Origin of the sequence: Arenicella xantha, assembly GCF_003315245.1 — a bacterium.
Taxonomy (GTDB): Bacteria; Pseudomonadota; Gammaproteobacteria; order Arenicellales; family Arenicellaceae; genus Arenicella; species Arenicella xantha.
The window spans coordinates 1,206,812-1,225,266 of the sequence record NZ_QNRT01000002.1 but is presented as its reverse complement, the minus strand read 5'-3'; the positions used below and the strand labels follow the sequence as shown (position 1 = coordinate 1,225,266).

Annotated in this window: 17 protein-coding genes and 2 tRNA genes; 12 read left to right on the top strand and 7 right to left on the bottom strand. The window is 48.4% G+C overall.

Translation table 11 applies throughout. From position 1 onward, the window contains the following. Positions 1 to 83: 83 nt before the first annotated feature. From DFR28_RS11130 to DFR28_RS11120, 4 genes are all read left to right on the top strand, one after another. Complete coding sequence (locus DFR28_RS11130; RefSeq protein ID WP_113954382.1) at positions 84 to 821, top strand: class I SAM-dependent methyltransferase; 738 nt, start codon at positions 84 to 86, stop codon at positions 819 to 821. A gap of 3 nt (positions 822 to 824) precedes the next feature. Continuing rightward, the gene (locus tag DFR28_RS19705; protein WP_170132066.1) at positions 825 to 971 is read left to right on the top strand and encodes a hypothetical protein; all 147 of its coding nucleotides are present in this window, start codon (positions 825 to 827) and stop codon (positions 969 to 971) included. After that, entirely contained in the window at positions 964 to 1,707 is a 744-nt protein-coding gene (dnaQ, locus tag DFR28_RS11125) for a DNA polymerase III subunit epsilon (protein WP_113954381.1), read from the top strand. Before DFR28_RS19705 ends, dnaQ begins: the two co-directional genes overlap by 8 nt. A gap of 73 nt (positions 1,708 to 1,780) precedes the next feature. After that, on the top strand, positions 1,781 to 2,791 hold the full coding sequence (locus DFR28_RS11120) for a pentapeptide repeat-containing protein (protein WP_113954380.1): 1,011 nt from the start codon (positions 1,781 to 1,783) through the stop codon (positions 2,789 to 2,791). A gap of 105 nt (positions 2,792 to 2,896) precedes the next feature. On the opposite strand, the gene nhaB is transcribed toward DFR28_RS11120, so the two are convergent. After that, positions 2,897 to 4,399: a sodium/proton antiporter NhaB gene (gene nhaB, locus DFR28_RS11115; protein ID WP_113954577.1), complete on the bottom strand. Its 1,503-nt coding sequence runs from the start codon at positions 4,397 to 4,399 to the stop codon at positions 2,897 to 2,899. 284 nt (positions 4,400 to 4,683) lie between these two features. Here nhaB and DFR28_RS11110 point away from each other — a divergent pair. The 3 genes from DFR28_RS11110 (at position 4,684) to DFR28_RS11100 (ending at position 7,030) form a co-directional block, all read left to right on the top strand. After that, a tRNA-Ala gene (locus tag DFR28_RS11110) sits at positions 4,684 to 4,759 on the top strand. A gap of 122 nt (positions 4,760 to 4,881) precedes the next feature. Next, positions 4,882 to 4,957 (top strand) — tRNA-Glu (locus tag DFR28_RS11105). Between the two features lie 432 nt (positions 4,958 to 5,389). Further along, positions 5,390 to 7,030, top strand: coding sequence for an FAD-dependent oxidoreductase (locus DFR28_RS11100; protein ID WP_113954379.1), 1,641 nt, complete (start codon positions 5,390 to 5,392; stop codon positions 7,028 to 7,030). Positions 7,031 to 7,044: 14 nt separating this feature from the next. Here DFR28_RS11100 and DFR28_RS11095 read toward each other — a convergent pair whose 3' ends face one another. The 3 genes from DFR28_RS11095 to DFR28_RS11085 are packed head-to-tail and all read right to left on the bottom strand — an operon-like array spanning position 7,045 to position 9,549. Continuing rightward, positions 7,045 to 7,941 (bottom strand): SMP-30/gluconolactonase/LRE family protein, encoded by an 897-nt coding sequence (locus DFR28_RS11095; protein ID WP_113954378.1) that lies wholly within the window; start codon positions 7,939 to 7,941, stop codon positions 7,045 to 7,047. Further along, positions 7,938 to 8,585 (bottom strand): 2-dehydro-3-deoxy-6-phosphogalactonate aldolase, encoded by a 648-nt coding sequence (locus DFR28_RS11090; RefSeq protein WP_113954377.1) that lies wholly within the window; start codon positions 8,583 to 8,585, stop codon positions 7,938 to 7,940. The genes DFR28_RS11095 and DFR28_RS11090 overlap by 4 nt, the downstream gene beginning before the upstream one ends. A gap of 34 nt (positions 8,586 to 8,619) precedes the next feature. Further along, the gene (locus DFR28_RS11085; protein ID WP_113954376.1) at positions 8,620 to 9,549 is read right to left on the bottom strand and encodes a 2-dehydro-3-deoxygalactonokinase; all 930 of its coding nucleotides are present in this window, start codon (positions 9,547 to 9,549) and stop codon (positions 8,620 to 8,622) included. 183 nt (positions 9,550 to 9,732) lie between these two features. Between DFR28_RS11085 and DFR28_RS11080 the strand changes: the two genes are divergently transcribed. From DFR28_RS11080 to tsaB, 5 genes are all read left to right on the top strand, one after another. Continuing rightward, complete coding sequence (locus DFR28_RS11080; protein ID WP_113954375.1) at positions 9,733 to 11,634, top strand: beta-galactosidase; 1,902 nt, start codon at positions 9,733 to 9,735, stop codon at positions 11,632 to 11,634. Between the two features lie 75 nt (positions 11,635 to 11,709). Continuing rightward, a complete protein-coding gene (gene rfbC / locus DFR28_RS11075; protein ID WP_113954374.1) occupies positions 11,710 to 12,252 on the top strand; it encodes a dTDP-4-dehydrorhamnose 3,5-epimerase in 543 nt (180 codons plus the stop codon). Positions 12,253 to 12,255: 3 nt separating this feature from the next. After that, complete coding sequence (rfbD, locus tag DFR28_RS11070) at positions 12,256 to 13,131, top strand: dTDP-4-dehydrorhamnose reductase (RefSeq protein ID WP_113954373.1); 876 nt, start codon at positions 12,256 to 12,258, stop codon at positions 13,129 to 13,131. A 12-nt stretch (positions 13,132 to 13,143) separates the two neighbouring features. Next, the gene (gene yoaA, locus DFR28_RS11065; protein WP_113954372.1) at positions 13,144 to 15,087 is read left to right on the top strand and encodes a DNA repair helicase YoaA; all 1,944 of its coding nucleotides are present in this window, start codon (positions 13,144 to 13,146) and stop codon (positions 15,085 to 15,087) included. Continuing rightward, positions 15,084 to 15,767 (top strand): tRNA (adenosine(37)-N6)-threonylcarbamoyltransferase complex dimerization subunit type 1 TsaB, encoded by a 684-nt coding sequence (gene tsaB / locus DFR28_RS11060; protein WP_113954371.1) that lies wholly within the window; start codon positions 15,084 to 15,086, stop codon positions 15,765 to 15,767. Before yoaA ends, tsaB begins: the two co-directional genes overlap by 4 nt. A gap of 21 nt (positions 15,768 to 15,788) precedes the next feature. Here the strand turns inward: tsaB and DFR28_RS11055 are convergent, their stop codons facing one another. From DFR28_RS11055 to DFR28_RS11045, 3 genes are all read right to left on the bottom strand, one after another. Further along, positions 15,789 to 16,301, bottom strand: a complete 513-nt coding sequence (locus DFR28_RS11055; protein WP_147251002.1) for a hypothetical protein — start codon at positions 16,299 to 16,301, stop codon at positions 15,789 to 15,791. A gap of 32 nt (positions 16,302 to 16,333) precedes the next feature. After that, positions 16,334 to 16,912 carry a hypothetical protein gene (locus DFR28_RS11050; RefSeq protein WP_113954369.1) on the bottom strand — a complete coding sequence of 193 codons (579 nt, stop codon included), beginning with the start codon at positions 16,910 to 16,912 and terminating at the stop codon, positions 16,334 to 16,336. A 192-nt stretch (positions 16,913 to 17,104) separates the two neighbouring features. Beyond that, on the bottom strand, positions 17,105 to 18,358 hold the full coding sequence (locus DFR28_RS11045; RefSeq protein ID WP_113954368.1) for an HlyC/CorC family transporter: 1,254 nt from the start codon (positions 18,356 to 18,358) through the stop codon (positions 17,105 to 17,107). Between the last annotated feature and the right edge of the window lie 97 nt (positions 18,359 to 18,455).

Below are 18,455 nucleotides of genomic sequence, written 5' to 3'. Positions count from 1 at the left end.
ACATTTCATGTAAGATGAAGGCCTAAAACGACGACTAAAGTTAGCTCTTTAGCGCTGCCACAAACCGGTGTAGATTCACTACTATGACTTGGCGAGATAGCCCCTACGCAGAACATTATTTTGAGCAAGAGAGCCCCTACTTGAGCGCGGGGCTCAAGCAGGCCGTGGGTCCTAAGGCTTTACAGGTCGGTACGCAGGTCGAACAGTCGCTGATTGATGACCTCGATCTTCCGTTTTTATTACGTACGTCACAGCAGATGAGTAATCCATCTGAGGTTAGAGCCGATCCGGCATTCTTGCCATTCAGCCCTGATTCTTTCGCAATGGTAATCATGCCGCATGTGTTAGAGCGTCATTCCTTACCGCATCAGGTACTGCGCGAGGCGCATCGAGTATTAATGCCTGAAGGACATATCGTGTTGACGGGCTTTAACCCAGCTAGTTGTGTCGGAATCCAGCGTTTAGTGCGTCCCAAGGCTGTATTATCGGGGCGCTATTACACCGTTAGTCGAGTAGTTGACTGGTTGCAGCTACTTGGGTTTGAAATAGTTGCAAGTTCGATGTATCAATATGCGCCGTTGCTTCAAAGCCCCAAGTTGCGTCGTGGATGTCGCTTTGTCGAGTCAATCGGTGATCGGTGGTTGCCGATGTTTGGAGGTGCTTATATGATCACCGCCAAAAAACGCGAACCAGCCAGTACCCTAGTTGGACGTATTCGGTTTAATACTCGAAAGCGTCAAATGCACGGTGCCACTGCGCCTGCTAGGGCGTCAATGACAGGTTCTGAGAAAGTACTTTTAACTCAGCAAGAAGATAAATAACTAGTGATTGAAAAAAATGATAGTTACACCGGCTCTCCGTATGTTCGGCAGGGCGAGGTGGTGAAGGGCGATTGGCCGGCTGCGACTCACGCGTTGATTAAAGCTGCTGATCTGTGGTGTGGATTAAATGAGCGAGGGCAGCATGAGTGAGTATGAGCGCCAGATTGTTCTGGATACCGAAACCACCGGTCTTGAGTATCGTCAAGGTCATCGAATTATCGAAATCGGCTGTGTCGAGTTGGTCAACCGTAAGTTAACCGGTAATAATTTTCATCAGTACCTAAATCCGAACCGAGAAATCGATCAAGGCGCAATTGAGGTGCATGGCATCACTAACGAGTTTTTGGCAGACAAGCCAGTGTTCGCGGATATTGCCGAAAGCTTAGTGAGTTATCTTAAAGGTGCTGAGCTGATTATTCATAACGCGGCATTTGATGTCGGCTTTTTGGATGCTGAGTATGAAAAACTTGATGAGAAAGCTAGCAAAATAGCCGAGATTTGCGGCGTACACGATACCTTGTTGCAAGCTCGAAAAATGTTCCCAGGTCAGCGCAACGACCTCGATTCCTTATGTCGGCGTTTCGAAATAAACAACACGCATCGAGAATTGCATGGCGCATTGTTAGATGCCGAGATTCTTGCCGATGTATATTTAGCGATGACTGGGGGGCAGGCGACACTCACGTTGGATGCCAGTTCCAATGATCGTAACGCCTTAGACTCTGCCAAGACCCAAGTTAATTTTGCAACTTTGTCGTTACCGCTGGTCGAACCAAGTGCCGAAGAGCTGCAAGATCATGTAGAATGGCTCACTCGTTTGGATGACAAAGTTGAAGGCCAATGTGTTTGGTCGCGAGTCAACGCTAAGTCTGGGGAAGTCCACTAACATCTTACTGTTGGTTGTGCTTAATATGCGCAACAACAGAGCTGGGACAGTGTAAAGTTGAAAAATCGGTGTTATGAGTATGGTAGACGCTGGACAAGTTAAAAAATTGTCGGGATATGATCTTTCAGGCTTTAGTCTGATGGGGAGTGACTTGGCCGGTGCTCAGCTGTCTCAAGCTAAACTGCGCGGCGCAAACCTTGCTGGTGCCGATTTGTCCGGCGCAGATTTAACCGAAGCAGATCTTACCGGGGCCGACTTATCTGGCGCCGATCTCTACCAAGCAAAATTGATGGGCGCGCGCTTAGTTGGTGCAAACCTGAGTCATTGCGATGCGACATCGGCGGACTTTACTGATGCTGCTATGTCCGGTGCAAGTCTTGTTTCCAGCAAACTAAGTGAGGCGATTTTTGTTAACGCGCAGATGAGCGCAGTGGATTGCTCTGATAGTGATCTATCGCAAGCTGATTTAACCAGTGCCAAACTAACCGGTGCATTGCTAATGCGTGCTAACTTAAACCGCGCAATATTCGATCATGCCAAATTATTTGGCGCACAGTTGTTCGACGCCAAAGTAAATAATGCGAGCTTTCGAGACGCTGATCTGACTTCAGCGAGGTTGCGCGGTGCGCAAATGCAGAACGCAGATTTCATGAATAGTTCGATGTTTGATGTGGACTTTAGTAATGCGAATTTATTGTTTACTAATTTCGAAACCGCGAACTTACGGTCGTCGGTGTTATCCGGCGCAATTATTCGTCATGCCAGTTTTGATGGCGCTAATTTAGTTAACAGTCGCTTAAGTCGCGCTGATTTTTCTAAATCCTCGTTGGAGGAAACCAATCTTCGTTCAGCACGTGTGTCGGGTAGTGTGTTTGCTCAGGCCAACGTGACAGCGGCAAATCTAATGGCGACCGGTCTATCTAAACAGTTCGCTTTGGCTGAGTTTCCAGATTTAAAGTTCTCGAGTCGTACTGAATGGGATACTGGTTTGTATCGTCGCAGTCATGTTTCGCAATCGCAAGCCAAGAGTATTGAAAAGGAAGTCAATAAGCGCGGGTTTTTCTCTCGAATATTCAGCCGTTAGACGCTTCCCTTAGAGTTTAATTAGGTCTCACCTGCGAATGTGCATTTGCGCGCGTCTGGCGCCACTTATGTGGCGCACGCGGCTTAAAGTAAGTTGCTCGATCGCTTAAAAAGCCAACAGTATGGCTCCCCCAGCAACGGCCGTGAGTACAATTGTGTATGGTAGCGCCATTAGTACCATTTTCAGATAAGACAACCGAATCAAGGGGGCGAGTGCTGAGGTTAGCAAAAATAGAAAGGCCGCTTGTCCGTTTGGCGTGGCGACACTTGGCAAGTTGGTGCCCGTATTGATTGCCACGGCCATGACGTTAAAGTGTTCACGTGTGATTACGTTGTTGTCGAGCGCGGCCACCATCTCGTTGATATACACGGTGGCGACAAACACATTGTCGCTTATCATTGATAAAACGCCATTGGCGAGAAACATCACAATCGGCTGTTGATCCGTCGGCATATTCAGTACTAAATCGGTCACCGGTTGGAACAAGTGTTGCTGATGGATGACGGCAACGATTGAAAAGAACACTACCAGTAAGGCGGTAAACGGCAGCGCTTCTTCGAACGCGTGACCGATCGCCATTTCTTCGATTACACCGTTAAACGAGGTTAGCAAGACAATGACCATCAAGCCGATTAGTCCGACCTCAGCGATATGGAGTGCTAGCGAAGCGATTAGCAGCACGCCAATAATCGCTTGTACGACCAATTTAGCTTTATCGTTGCCAGTCCGCAAACTTTCTTGCTCGGCATCGAATTCTGATAATACTGATCGTACTTCTGCCGGAAGTTTGCTGCCATAGCCGAAGATGCCGGTTAGCTCTAAGACGATACAAGTGAGGAGGCCGGCCGCAAGGACGGGCATGGTGACTGGCGCCATGCGCCAGAAGAATTCGATAAACTGCCAGCCAGCCTTTTCTGCAATAAGTAAGTTTTGTGGTTCGCCGACTAAGGTGCAAACGCCGCCAAGTGCGGTGCCGACTGCACCATGCATGATTAAGCTGCGTAGGAAGGCTCTGAACGTGTCGAGATCGCTACGCCGATATTCGTGCACGCCTTCATCGCCGGAATGGTCGTGGTCGTCTGAGAACTTCTTCCCAGACGCAACTCTGTGATAGACCCCGTAGAAGCCAACGCCAACGCTAATCAGAACGGCGGTAACGGTAAGAGCATCTAAAAAAGCGGATAGAAACGCGCCAGCAAAACAAAATAGGAAAGACAGAGCGACTTTATTCTTGACGCTGATTAACAGTTTCGTGAACGTGTAAAGTAGTAGGTCGCGCATGAAGTGGATGCCGGCCACCATGAACACCAACAACAAAATCACTTTAAGGTTGGCCTCGATCTCATGGTAAACCAGTTCGGGCGAAGTCATGCCTAGGGCGATCGCTTGCAATGCAAGTAGGCCGCCGGGTTGCAGCGGATAGCATTTGAGTGCCATGGCTAATGTAAAGATAAACTCGGCAACTAAAACCCAGCCCGTCAAAAAATGGAATCCCGAGAGCCACAGAATGGGGTTGATGATTAGGAACGCTATGATTACGTTCTTATACCAATTTGCTGAACTGCCCAAGAAGTTGGATCGGAACGAGCTGAAAACCAATTTAGACATTATTAAACGCTTCTTATTTTGATTGTTTGGAAGGCGACTTGATTGCATTGAGTGTATCAACGTAAGACAAAACGACCTCTCTTGCTTGGCAATCTATCATAACAACGGCCTCGCAAGCTCACAATGATTTCCCAAACTCACTGAGTCAGTAGGGCTGTTTTTGGCATACTTGTTGACTATGAAATTGATCTACTCAGTCGGTCATCATAAATATATAAAAAATATTAAAAAAGGGGTTGACCGATTTCGAATCTACGCGTATCTTACGCGCTCCTTCGAGGTCTGGGGCTATAGCTCAGCTGGGAGAGCGCTACACTGGCAGTGTAGAGGTCGGCGGTTCGATCCCGCCTAGCTCCACCAGTTCATTCGCGAAGTTCGCTGCGCGAACGGAAGCTGAGCTTCCCGTGCTGTGGGCACTTTTGGATTCGTCCAAAAAAGAGTGACCTGGCAAAGACCACAGGTGAAAGTGAAGGAAATTAGACGTCCCCATCGTCTAGAGGCCTAGGACACCGCCCTTTCACGGCGGTAACAGGGGTTCGAATCCCCTTGGGGACGCCATTAAAAAAGCCTTAGCTATTGATTAGCTAGGGCTTTTTTAATGCCTGCGTTTTTTGGTCAATATTCGAGATGCTTGCTTTGAAATTGACCGCTCTCGTTGCCCGAACGGAATGTCTTAGTTTTTTTGAGAGGCTTTGCATTGGTGATAATTATCCTTTGCAACGGCTCTTCAATATAAATGCTGGAGGCTCCCGCCTCACGCCAGTAAACTGTCATCATTGTGAGTGAATAAACCGTTACACTATCCCAGTGACATTTTTCTATTTGATTAAAGTCATATTTATATTATAATTGATCGCAGACAGATAAGGCGATGTTTTAGCCCGTGTCTAATCTCCTCTTTCTTTGTGTGGTCATACACTCAGATATTAGCGGCGCCCGAATGTTTTTTCGGGCGGCGCATTCTTTTTAAACAACAAATTCTTGTGTTTCGTGATGGATTTAAGAACTAGCAATATTGAGCGCCTGCAACAATCGGCTAAAGTATTTGATGTGTTGGTTTTAGGCGGTGGTGTGAATGGTGCCGTTTCAGCGGCTTCCTTGGCCGCTAAAGGCGCATCTGTGGCGCTAATCGACCGCGGTGACTTTGCCGGCTTAACCAGTTCAAATTCCTCCAATTTAGCGTGGGGCGGTATTAAGTATCTGGAGTCGCATGAGTACTTACTGGTAAACAGTTTGTGCAAAAGCCGGAATCACTTGATGCGCAGCTATCCCTCGACGGTTAAGGAAATTCGCTTTTTAACCACTATTGCTAAAGGCTTCCGATTTCCGTCTTGGTTTGTTTACCTTGGAACGCTATTTTACTGGATAATCGGCCGGTTTTTTACTCAAGCACCGGATTACATGACGCCACGGACCATCAAGCAACGTGAGCCAGCGGTGCGTACCGATAATGCCGCTGGTGGCTTTGAGTATTCTGATGCGTATTTATATGACAACGATGCGCGCTTCGTGTTTAATTTTATTCGCACTAGCATGAACTATGGCTGCGTGGCTGCTAATTACGTTGAATCGACCGACGCAGTGCGGCGCGATGGCGTTTGGGAAGTCGCTGCGCGTGACACCTTAACTGGCGATGAGTTTACTATCCGCTCTAAGGTACTAATTAATGCTTGTGGGCCTTATGTAGATCAACATAATCAATTGGCTGAACAGCAGACGGCGCATCGACATTTGTTTTCTAAGGGGATCCATTTGATTATTGACCGGGTAACCAAAGAAGATCGAATTTTGGCATTCTTTGCCAGTGATGGGCGTTTATTCTTTGTTATTCCGATGGGCAATAAAACGTCGGTGGGCACCACTGATACGCAGGTCGATAACCCAGCTGTTGAAGTAACTGACGCTGACCGTCAGTTTGTACTCGATAATATTAATGAGCTGCTTGATCTGGAATCGCCGATTACGTTTGACGACGTGATCGCCGAGCGCTGTGGTGTGCGGCCACTGGCGCAAAAGGGTGGTGATGGGGTTGCTGATTGGGTCAAGTTGTCACGTAAACACGCGGTCGACGTGAATCAAGGAGACCAACATTTGAGTATCTTCGGTGGTAAAACGACTGATTGTATTAACGTCGGAAACGAAGTTGCTGAATTGGTCCAAGGTATGGGCGTTGAGTTGCCGTTTGAAGACTATAAATGGTATGGCGAAGATGATGATTCGGTGCGTGATGAGTTTTACCATCAAGCCAAACTAATGGACCTCGATGGTTATACCGTGGAAGGGTCTTCTGAGCCGTTGACGCAGCGACTTTGGCGTCGATATGGCGGTAATGCATTGGAGTTATTGGAAGACATTCGGCAGAATCCGCGGCAAGCTGAGCGGCTAATGAAGAACGCCGAATATTTGCGTTGTGAAATTGAGCACACCGCACGCCACGAGATGGTGACTAAGTTAGAAGACTTCTTACGACGCCGGTCAAAGATTACCCAGGTGGTGCGCAATCGCGATATTGTTCACTCACCGGGGCTCAAAGAAGCTTGTAAAATATTTTTTGGTGATCAGGCTGAGGCAAAATTACAGGAGTACATTGATTCGGTAGGCGATCGCTTAGATGGCCCGAATCCGTTCTAATTCTGCTGGCGTGCTTAATTACCTAGTTTGAATCGACTCTCTACTAAGCCTTTAAATGGCGTTTGATAAATGAATACGTTGCCAGCTTGAGGGTCTTCTGCTCGCTGTTGCGGTGTCATCCATTCATGTGCCGACGTCACCACTAATAGATCAAGGTTAGTGCCAGCAAATGCCACGCAAGTCGGTTGTGCGGTAGGAACGGCTAAACTCAAGTCTTCGCTGCCATCGGGCGCGTAGCGAACTACTTTGCTGCCGCCCCATTGAGCATTCCACAGATAACCATCGGCGTCGATTATGGAGCCGTCAGGAAAGCAATCTGGCTCGGTTGTGACAAATTTATGGGCGCTGCTGTTGTCGGTATCAAAGGTGCCGGTCTGGCTATCAAAATCATAACGACGAATGGTGCGGCTCGGTGTGTCTGTGTGGTACATCAGCGTGCTGTCGGGGCTCCAGCATAAGCTGTTCGGAATCGCTAGACCGCTAATAGTTTGTCGAATGCTGAGGTCAGATTGTAGGCAATAGAGCGACCCCTTATATGTGGAAAGTTCTTCATTTTCGACCATTGTGCCGGCCCAAAATCGGCCTTGCCGGTCGGTTCGTCCATCGTTGAATCGAGTGCCTGAGTTGTCTTGTTCTACTTTGTGAATCCACTCGACAGCGCCGCTATCGGGTTGGTAAAACGCAAAACCGGACTCGAATGCCACTACTAGATCGGTGCGATTTTGAACTGGGGCAAAGCAGGCAATTCGCTCGGGCGTTTGCCATGAATTTAGTTCTTTGGTCTCTGGAGCGTATTGATACAGCGTTTTGCCTTGTATATCGGTCCACCAGATAACTCTCGCGAGAGCATCCCAAATAACTCCTTCGCCGAGTTCGTTGTTAACCTTGATGGTGTCAATTAGTGTAATCATGATTTTTTTACTGTACGTATTGCTGAGACGATGGCACTCGCTTTGTTAAATACCACTTCGGCGGAGTCGCCTGGTCGGTAAATCTCGCTGCCAATCCCAAAGCCATCAACTCCTGCATCTAGCCATTCTGATGCATTTTGGGCGCCAACGCCACCGACCGCCAATACCGTCACGTCGCTAGGTAATATTGCGCGGACCGCTTTGATATGGCCAGATCCATAGGTCGCCGCTGGAAATAGCTTGAGGTACTTGGCGCCAGCTTGATATGCCGCATAAGCCTCTGTGGGAGTGGCCCAACCGGGCATTGGAATTAGCTCGCTTTCGATGCACGCGTGTATAACATCGACGTTGCTATTGGGGGTAACCGCAATGCTGCCGCCAGCATCGGCAACACGTTGTGCATCGGTCACATTGACTAAGGTGCCACAACCGGTGATGCATTCGTCACCTAGTGCGTTGCTCAGTCGCTCAATGCTGTTGAATGGGTCGGGGGAATTAAGTGGAACTTCAATTATGCCGATGCCTGCGCGGTGAATTGCTGTGCCAATCTCGACCACTTCGTCGGGCTTGACGCCACGTATGATAGCGATCACCGGCATGCGGTCTAACCAAGTATCGAGTTTTATTTTAGTAGCTGAATTCATGGTGTTGTTCTTGGGCGGTGGTTGATGTGTGGAATTAAGCAAATAATTGCTGGTAGATGGCGGCATAACCCTGAACTGCGATGCTGGCTGGATCGCCACATTGTGCGTTCAGGTCAAAATGCTCTAGCACTGATGCGTAGCGTTCAGATAAAGCCTGCTCGGCGATCACAACCACACTGCTCGAGTCAGGCCATAACGACCGAGCGCCGATGACATCGGTGGCAATTATCATGCCTGATAAGTAAGCTTGCGCGTCGGCACTTGGCATGTCGCCCAATACTTGTTTGGCGCGAGTGCTAAATAAGCCGTGTAGTAATGAAGCGCTGCCAAGTCGTTCAGCGGTGCTAACGCCTAACATGAAAGACTCGTGGTTAAAGCTTAGTTCGTCATGATTGGTGACTAGAATGCTGTTGTTTTTCAATAGGGCGAAGAGTTCGCCAGTGAATGCCGTTAAGAAGTTTTCTACTTGTTGGCCACGAATCATGGTCCACTTGTTGTGGGTTCCGGGCAGGGCAAATAGTTGCTCACTTGGTGGTGTTGTTTGGCTGTTTAGCCAACCCAACATTTGCAATTCTTCGCCGCGCATTACGTCTGGATTGCCAAGCGGGTTTATGGTGCGCAATCCGGCTAAGATTGAAAATGATGTACCTCGAGCGGTGAAACTAAGGCGACCGTTGGCTATTTGCTCAACGCTGGCTGGGCACGTGAGGTACGGTGCTTCTTTCCAGCCTATTGTCGAGCCGATCATGCCGGATAGTAATACTGGAGCATTTGGGTGGTGCGCCAGCCAAGGCTGAATTAAGCTGAATATTTTTTCCTCGAAGTCACCATTGAGCTGACTAACCCCTGGCCCGTAGCGAGTTTCTAAAATCTGTGATTGTCCGTTGGCACGGTATTCGCAGAGATATAGTCGAAGGTTACTGGTTCCCCAGTCGCCGGCGATGAAGGTCGTTTGATTGGTCATGATATAAGTACAGTAACAGGCCGTGATTCAAGCGCAAGTAGCCGTTTGGCAGATGTATTAATTTTGGGCTGCAGCTCGGCCCGTTTATAATTATAATATAAATATTATTTAAATGGCGAGCGAAGCCATCAACGATGCATCGCCGCATTCTATTAATATCTAATTAGTCCAAAGGAGCCAACCATGAAACCGATTCTGGGAACTTGTTATTACCCTGAGCATTGGCCAGCTAGTCAATGGGATGAGGATGCCAGACAAATGGCCGAGTTGGGTCTAAAGGTCATCCGTATTGGTGAGTTTGCTTGGTCTCGCTATGAGCCAGAGCCTGGTCGTTTTACTTGGGCATGGTTAGATCAAGCGATTGAAACCTTGGCCAAGCATGGTTTGCAGGTAGTGCTGTGTACACCAACGGCTACGCCACCACGATGGATGGTTGATCGACACCCTGATATGTTGGCGCGTGACGAGCAAGGTAATGAGCGAAAGTTTGGTTCGCGACGACACTATTGTTTTAGCCATATTGCTTATCGCGAAGAGTCCGTTCGCATAGCTCGGTTGATGGCTGAACGCTATGCTAAGCATCCTGCGATTGTTGGTTGGCAAATTGATAACGAATACAGCTGTCACGATACAGTGCGATCTTACAGTGACTCAGCATGTACGGCATTCCGAGTCTGGCTTGCAGCTAAGTATCACAAAATAGATGCATTGAATACTGCATGGGGCAATGTGTTTTGGTCGATGGAGTACGACGAGTTTGCGCAAATAGAGTTACCAAACTTAACAGTCACCGAGCCTTGTCCGACACACTTATTGGATTTTTACCGATTTAGCAGTGATCAAGTGGTTTCGTATAATAAACTGCAAGCGGAAGCTATTCGAGCCTACACCGACGTGCCATTGATACACAATTATATGGGGCGCACGGTCGACTTCGATCATTACAAGGTAGGTGCTGATCTTGAAATCGCCAGTTGGGATAGTTATCCACTCGGTTTTTTGGTGGATCGCTCTGGTGCTGACTCGGCATGGCAGCAGCGATTCGAGCGACAAGGTGATCCCGACTTTCAGGCGTTTCACCATGATTTGTACCGTGCGGTTGGTAATGGCCGTTGGTGGGTTATGGAGCAACAGCCTGGGCCAGTCAATTGGGCTCCGAATAATCCAGCGCCACTACCTGGTATGGTGCGCTTATGGACCTGGGAGGCAATTGCACACCAAGCCGAGGCTGTGTGTTATTTCCGTTGGCGACAAGCACCTTTTGCCCAAGAACAAATGCATGCTGGCCTATTAAGGCCCGACAGTCAGCCTGCCGCGGTCTACCCAGAAGTAGCTGAGACAGCTCGTGAGATACAGCAATTTGATGATATTCAGCCAGCTCAAGCTGACGTTGCCATTGTATTTGATTACGAAAGTTGTTGGGCGTGGGAGGCGCAGCCGCAAGGGGAGGATTTTGATGGATTTGGCTTGGCATTCGATTTGTACCGCAGCCTTCGACGGCTAGGCGTATCAATTGATATACTGAAGCCAGAAAGCTCGTTAGATGGTTACAAGCTAGTGCTTATTCCTGGTTTGCTGGCCTGGCCGGAGGTGCTCCTGGCGCAGTTATCTAGCTTCTCAGGTAGTGTGTTGATCGGTCCACGCACAGGGTCTAAAACTGCGAATTTTCAAATTCCAGCGCAACTGCCGCCCAATATATCGTCGCTGGATTGTACTGTGCAATATGTTGAGACGTTTCCAATTACGTCGCCACGGCCGCTGACTGATGGTGGTGCGGTGAGAACCTGGCTTGAATCAGTGCAGACTACTGAAACCGTGCTTGAAACTACTGTTGATGGGCAGCCGGTATTGATCTCTCGCGGTAATCTTCGTTATTTAGCCGGCTGGCCAGACCAAGAGGCGGCGCAAAGAATTTTTCAGCGGTTGTTAGACGACGCTGAAATTGCTTATAGCTTAATGCCCGAAGGGGTTAGACGTCGAGCCACAGGGTCGCACGAATTCACCTTTAATTATAACGCTACCTCGGTTGAGGTTGACGGAGAAGTGATGGCGCCAGCGGCGGTACGGTGGCGAGCGCTCGATTAGTCTGAAAGCGATTCTAAAAGGAGCGCGGTCGCGGTACAATCGGACCTTTGTAACTGTGGAATCTGAAATAAGGCTATGAAGGTAGAACAGACCAAGCTCGAAGGTGTCTTACTGGTAACGCCGCAAGTGTTTGGCGATGAACGAGGTTTCTTCATGGAGACCTATAATCGCGAAAAAGCATTAGCCAATGGTTTGCCTGGTGAGTTCGTGCAAGACAACCATTCTAAGTCCTCACGTGGCGTACTGCGCGGGCTACATTACCAACATCCCCAGTGGCAAGGTAAGCTAGTGCGCACGGTGCAAGGTGAGATATTTGATGTTGCTGTGGATATTCGAGCTGGTTCAACCACGTATGGTGAATGGGTTGGCTATTTACTCAACGACGAAAATAAACAACAGCTGTATGTGCCACCCGGTTTTGCACATGGCTTTGTGGTCACTAGCGATACCGCTGAAGTGGTGTACAAATGCACGACTGTGTATGCCCCGGCCCAAGAGGGTAGCGTGCTTTGGAATGATCCAGATATTGGGATCGAGTGGCCGATTGATTCCCCCATTTTGTCAGCTAAAGATCAAGTCGGTCGGCGATTGGCTGATTTGCCAGCGTTGACGGTTTAAATCATGAAACGTATTGTTGTTATTGGTCAAAATGGCCAAGTTACTACCTATTTGCAACGAGTTCTGTCAGATTATGAGCTCGTCGTTGCTGGTCGCGACACGCTTGATCTGAGTAAGCCGAGAGAGTTACAAGTTAAACTTGCCGAGTTACAGCCGGACATCATTATTAATCCGGCCGCTTACACGGCGGTTGATCTTGCTGAGGAGGAAGTTGATGCGGCTTATACGATTAACCGCGACGCGGTGTCTGAAATAGCGCGCTATTGTGCTAAACAAAACACACCATTGATTCACTTCTCAACCGATTACGTTTTTGATGGTTCGGCTGATACACCTTACTTAGAGTCTGATGCTACTGGCCCGACGGGCGTCTACGGTGCGAGTAAATTAGCTGGCGAGCAAGCGATTCTGAGTGCTGATGCACCGGCAATCATTTTGCGTACCGCATGGGTTTACTCGAATCACGGTAAGAATTTTTATAAAACCATGCTGGGCTTGGCCGAATCCAGAAATGAGTTGTCGGTGGTGTCTGACCAAGTCGGTGCGCCAACTTACGCTCGCAGTATTGCCGAAGGTTGCAAGCAGCTGGTCGATATCATAATCCATCAAGGTGGTTTGCTTCCGGAGCAGCGTGGTATTTACCATTTTACCTGCGCCGGCCAAACGTCGTGGGCTGAATTTGCTCGATCATTATTTCTTGAGAATGATATTACTAACGTTAAGGTAAATCCGATTCCAAGTAGTGACTATCCAACACCAGCGCAGCGGCCAGCATATTCAGTATTAAATGGCGAAAAGCTGGCCGACGTGTTTGGCATTGCGCTGCCGCATTGGGGTACCGCTCTGGCGCAATGTGCTGCTGAGACCAAGTCTCAGTAAGGCGACGGGCAGATGGAGTCGGACAGTGTCGCGTATATTCTCGGAGAAGACGGTCCGTTCTCTAAACGTGTCGATAATTACACCACGAGGGCTGCGCAAGTTGAGATGGCCGCGGCTATTGAAGAAACCATTGCCCAAAAGCAAACACTGTTAGCAGAATCTGGTACAGGTACTGGCAAGACCTTTGCCTACTTGGTGCCGGCGTTGTTGTCGGGCAAAAAGACACTGGTGTCAACCGGCACCAAGCATTTGCAGGAACAGCTCTATCATCGTGATATTCCCAAGGTATTAGAAACATTGGGCTTGAATGCCAAAGTGTCGTTGCTGAAAGGGCGTAGTAATTATTTATGCCTACACCGTATGTCGCTAGCGCGCGGGTCTTCAAGACGTTTGGATTCAGTGCAATTAGCCGAGCTTGAAGCGGTCAATAACTGGGCGCCAAAGTCTAGCCGCGGCGATATTGGTGATTTAACTGAGGTGCCTGAAGATTCACGAATTTGGCCGCAGGTTACTTCTACCATCGACAATTGTATTGGGCAAGACTGTAGCTTTTTCGAAGACTGTTTTGTCAACAAGGCGCGCAAAGCCGCTATGGCCAGCGACGTGGTGGTGGTTAATCATCATCTTTTCTTCGCTGACAAAGCGCTGAAAAATGACGGTTTTGGTGCATTACTACCTGACGTAGATACCGTTATTTTTGATGAGGCACATCAAATTCCAGACATCGCTTCTAATTTTCTCGGTACTAGTTTTAGTTCTTGGCAAGTAATGGAGTTATGTAATGATACGCGCGCGGCGGAACTAAAAGAAAAGAGTTTAATCAGCAAGCTGGTATTAACCGCTGATGAGTTGGATAAAGTAACCGCTGACTATCGTTTGTCGCTTGGCTTAAACGAGCGTCGTGTCTCTTGGGTCGACTTGTTGGATGAGATACCAAATCTCCCCAAAAAATTAACTATGTTGGCAAATAAGCTGACAGAGTTCTCTGACGTCCTCGAGCAAGCTTCGGTGGCGGGCGAGGGCTTAACTCGATGTTATGAGCGAGCATTGGAGCTGTCGCAGGCCTGCCAGCGTCTTGCTGATGAGACTGATGACGGCGATGTTGTGCGTTGGGTTGAAGTGGCAAGGCGCACGTTTCGTGTGCACGAAACACCGCTTAATATTGGTGGTGAGCTTAGTCATTATTTCGGCAACAAACTTCAAGCGCGAATTTTCACGTCTGCGACGTTGTCGATAGATGGCGATTTTAGTCATTTTCAACAATTGATTGGCTTGCAGGACGACGCCGTACAACGAACCTGGGAAAGCCCGTTCGATTACTTCAATCAAGCGGTTCTGTATGTGCCTGAAGGGATGCCGCAACCGAAGGAAGACAGCTTTACCGATGCCTTGTTTGAAGAGGTATTGCCGATTCTTCAGGCCAGTAATGGTGGTGTCTTTGTGTTGTTTACCAGCTTTCGAATACTGCAAGGCTTCGCGGAAAAGCTGGCTGAATTTGATTTTAATGTGCTTACTCAAGGTGATACCAGTAAGCGCGAGCTACTCGCTGATTTCGTAGCCAAGCCGCGTTCGGTATTGCTGGGGACGATGAGTTTTTGGGAGGGCGTTGACGTGCCAGGCGATGCGTTACGTTGTGTGATTATTGATAAGTTACCGTTTGAATCGCCATTTGATCCAGTTATTAAAGCTCGACTCAATGCTATGCAAGCAGAGGGGAATAATCCTTTTATGAATTATCAAGTTCCCCGTGCGGTAATTACTTTGCGACAAGGGGCTGGACGCTTGATTCGCAGTGTCACTGATAAAGGTGTGTTGATGATTTGTGATCCGCGTTTGCGAACTACTCGTTATGGTCGAACCTTTCTGAATAGTTTACCAAGAATGCGCCGCACTCATGACCGGACTAAAGTAACCCAATTTTTAGCTCGGTTAGCGCAGGGAGAGTCGCCACAATGACCAAGCAAGCGATTATTTTAGCCATCGATACCGCTACCTCGGCTTGTAGCGTGGCGATTCGAGTTAATGGAGTGACCTACGAGCGATTTGAGGTAGGTTCTAATGTGCACTCTAAAGTCTTGCTGGCTATGGTTCAATCGGTATTGCAAGAAGCGCAGCTTAGCGTGGCTGAGCTGGACGCCGTGGCGGTAAGTCAAGGTCCTGGATCATTTACCGGTTTACGTATTGGTGTTGGTGTTGCGCAAGGTATTGCGTATGGCTGCGGCTGCCCGATGATAGGCGTTTCGTCGCTCGAAACATTGGCGTGGCAAGCGGCTGTCGACGGCTTAGTAATCGCGGGTATCGATGCGCGTATGGGTGAAATCTATTGGTGTCAGTTTTTAGTCGAAGATGGCAGTGTGTCGCAGTTAGGTAATGCCAAGGTTTCGGCGCCGGCGGATATAGCGCTTTCGAGTGATGCTTTGTTGGTCGGTAATGCTTGGCTTGAGTACGCGGAACTGTTGTCGTTAACTGAGTCTGATGGGCTTAATGTGCTTAAGGGCGTAGAGCTACCTAGGGCCAGTGCTAGTCTCGACTTTGCTCAGGCGCAATATTTAGCTCATAAAACTGTGGCAGCGGCCGACTTTGCGCCTATCTATGTGCGCGACAATGTGGCGAAGAAAGCAAAGTCACAGATCTAGTAGGCATAAACAATGGCGCTATTAGCAGAGCACCTCAAAGCTTCCACTTTCCAGTTTCTTGCCGTCAATATAAATGGTGGCAACCCAAGGACCGATAAATTCTTCTAAGCCGGCTGCTGGATTTAGCCATTGCAGCATGCCAGCACCGCGTGCGCGCGAAAGTTCAAGCCAGCCCCACAGTCGAGTTTCTTTTTCAAAAACTGAAAAGGGGTACTCGGTGCGTTCTCGATCAGTGCCTGATGGATCGGTCCATACAATTGTAATGGCATGTCGGCCATGTTTGAAATTGGTGAGCTCAATAACGCTGTAGATTTTATCCGAGCAATCAAATTCGGTTTTCGCTTCCTGTTGGGGGAAGGCATGTTTGTCTGGCAAGGCGAAATACAGCTTATGGCTGGCTTCGCTGTTGTTAACTGAATCGCTCTTGTCATTCGATGCTGAGCTGAAAGGAGCAAATAAAAAGGCCACCACGAATAGGGTGGTGACCTTTAAAATGGTACTGCTTTGTTTCACTTTGATACCGTTTTTATTCATGCCTCTCATTAAAGCACGTTTTGGCCAATGTGTTAGATGCGATTCAATGTCATGTCGCCAGTACCAGTCTGGTTACTGCACACATTACCGTCAGTGGTGTAAGTGCCAGACAGTGTATTGCCATTGTTTGAAATAGCTAATTGAATATTTATGTTACCAGAAAGTGACGCTACTTGAGTTACTACTTGCTCGGAATCGCCATTCGCATTGACGCGCGATACTGTGCCAACAGTTCCGGTGCTTGATGTGCGGACGCTAACAGATGCTGAGTTATCAGAGCGAGTGATCGTGGTAGTAATGGTATATTCGTCGCGGGTAATGGGTGCCGTTAACGAGATGTTGAAGCCATTAGATGTGCCGGTCACTTGACCATTGTTTAGGCAGTTGTTGCCGTTGGCGGTGAAAATAATATTTCCAGACACAGCCGATGTGCCGTCGCCGTCAGTCTCAACAAGGTCCATTCGGACGGTGCCGCTCTGCGTGTTATTCAGGTTTTGATAAGTACCAGAGAACTGGCTGTTAGTGGTTGATGGCAAAGGTGAGACGGTTGATCCGCTGCTGCACGCTGCCAAAAGTGCGGCCATAGCTAGGGTAAGGGCTAAATTTTTCATAATATGGATTCAGTATCGTATATATGTAATTGTTATTTCTAGAAATATATCTTAAAAGAGCTGGGCTGGGCAAGCTCAGAAACGGCTTTTTCAAGTATTTGTAATTATTGGTTAAATGGCGTCCGGTGTCTATCGTTCGTCGTGGTTCAGCGACAATTTTGTTAAATCAGTGTCCAATTACTCATTGTTTAGTCATGAAAGTCGCTTCAATCGGGCTACATGAACTGAGGTATCTCGAGTTTGCACAATCTCGACCGTGTAGTCTCCGAGTTTAAAACAAGTGCTGGCTACCGGAATATGTTCTAGCTGCTCGGTAATCAAGCCGTTCACGGTTTTTACGTTGTCGGTTGGTAGTTCCCAGCCTAATTGTCGGTTTATGTCTCGCAGGTAGGTATTGCCGCGAACCAGATAGGAGCCGTCTGTTTCAGCGGTAATGTCGTCATCCATTCCGGGCACAATCGTGGTGAAGTCGCCTACGACTTCTTCTAGGATCATTTCTAACGTGACCAAGCCTTTGATGTCTCCATATTCATCCACAACGATGCCAAATCGGCGCCGTTGCTCTTGCAGGTTAGTGAGCGCATGGGTTACTGACGTGTTTTCGGGAATGAAATAAGGTTCCCTGATCATCGACAGCATAGTTTCTCGATTAAAATCGGCCATGTGTGTCAGATAAAACATCTTACGGATATGCGCTATTCCGAGCATATTATCCATCGAGCCGCTAAATACCGGTACCCGCGTATGGTGTGATGTCGCCAGCTGTTCGACAATTTCGTCCCAGTCGTCTTCTAGGTCAATGGCTTCCATGTCGGCGCGAGGAATCATTACGTCTTCCACTGTCACTTTCTCCATTTCGAGAATGCGTAGCAGCATTTCCTGATGTGAGAGATCAATCTTTTCACTCGACTCATTTACCGCGGCGCGTAACTCTTCACTGCTTAATGCTTGGTTTTGAGCTTGTACACTGACACCAACGAGGTTAAGCAGGCCGTTGGCAAATATTTTGACCAGCCAGACGAAGGGAGACAGGACAATTTGTAAAAATGCTAAGACCCAAGCTGCTGGATACGCGATGCGTTCAGGATTAACTGCGGCCAGTGTTTTTGGCGCGACCTCAGCAAAGACCAGTACTACAAATACCAGTAGGATCGGCGCGTAGGCTAGGCCAACATCACCAAATAAGCGCAGGCCGACTACCGTCGCGAGTGTCGATGCGGCGATGTTAGCCACGTTGTTGCCAAACAGAATCGTGCCGAGTAGTTTGTCTGGTGTTTCCAGCAGAGTCATTACTAGCTTCGCGCTGCGATTGCCTTGATCGGCCAGCGTGCGAATACGATAACGGTTAACCGCCATCATCGCGGTTTCTGATGAAGAGAAGAATGCTGATAGTAGAATCAGCAGCAGTAAGGCGAGGAATAAAATTCCTATCGGAACGTCGTTCAATGTGTATTCACACTCATGATAATCAAGATAAACCCAATCAAGCGGGGTAGTGTGATTGTATCACTTCAAGTTTGCCCCTGTGTATAGTAAAATCCGC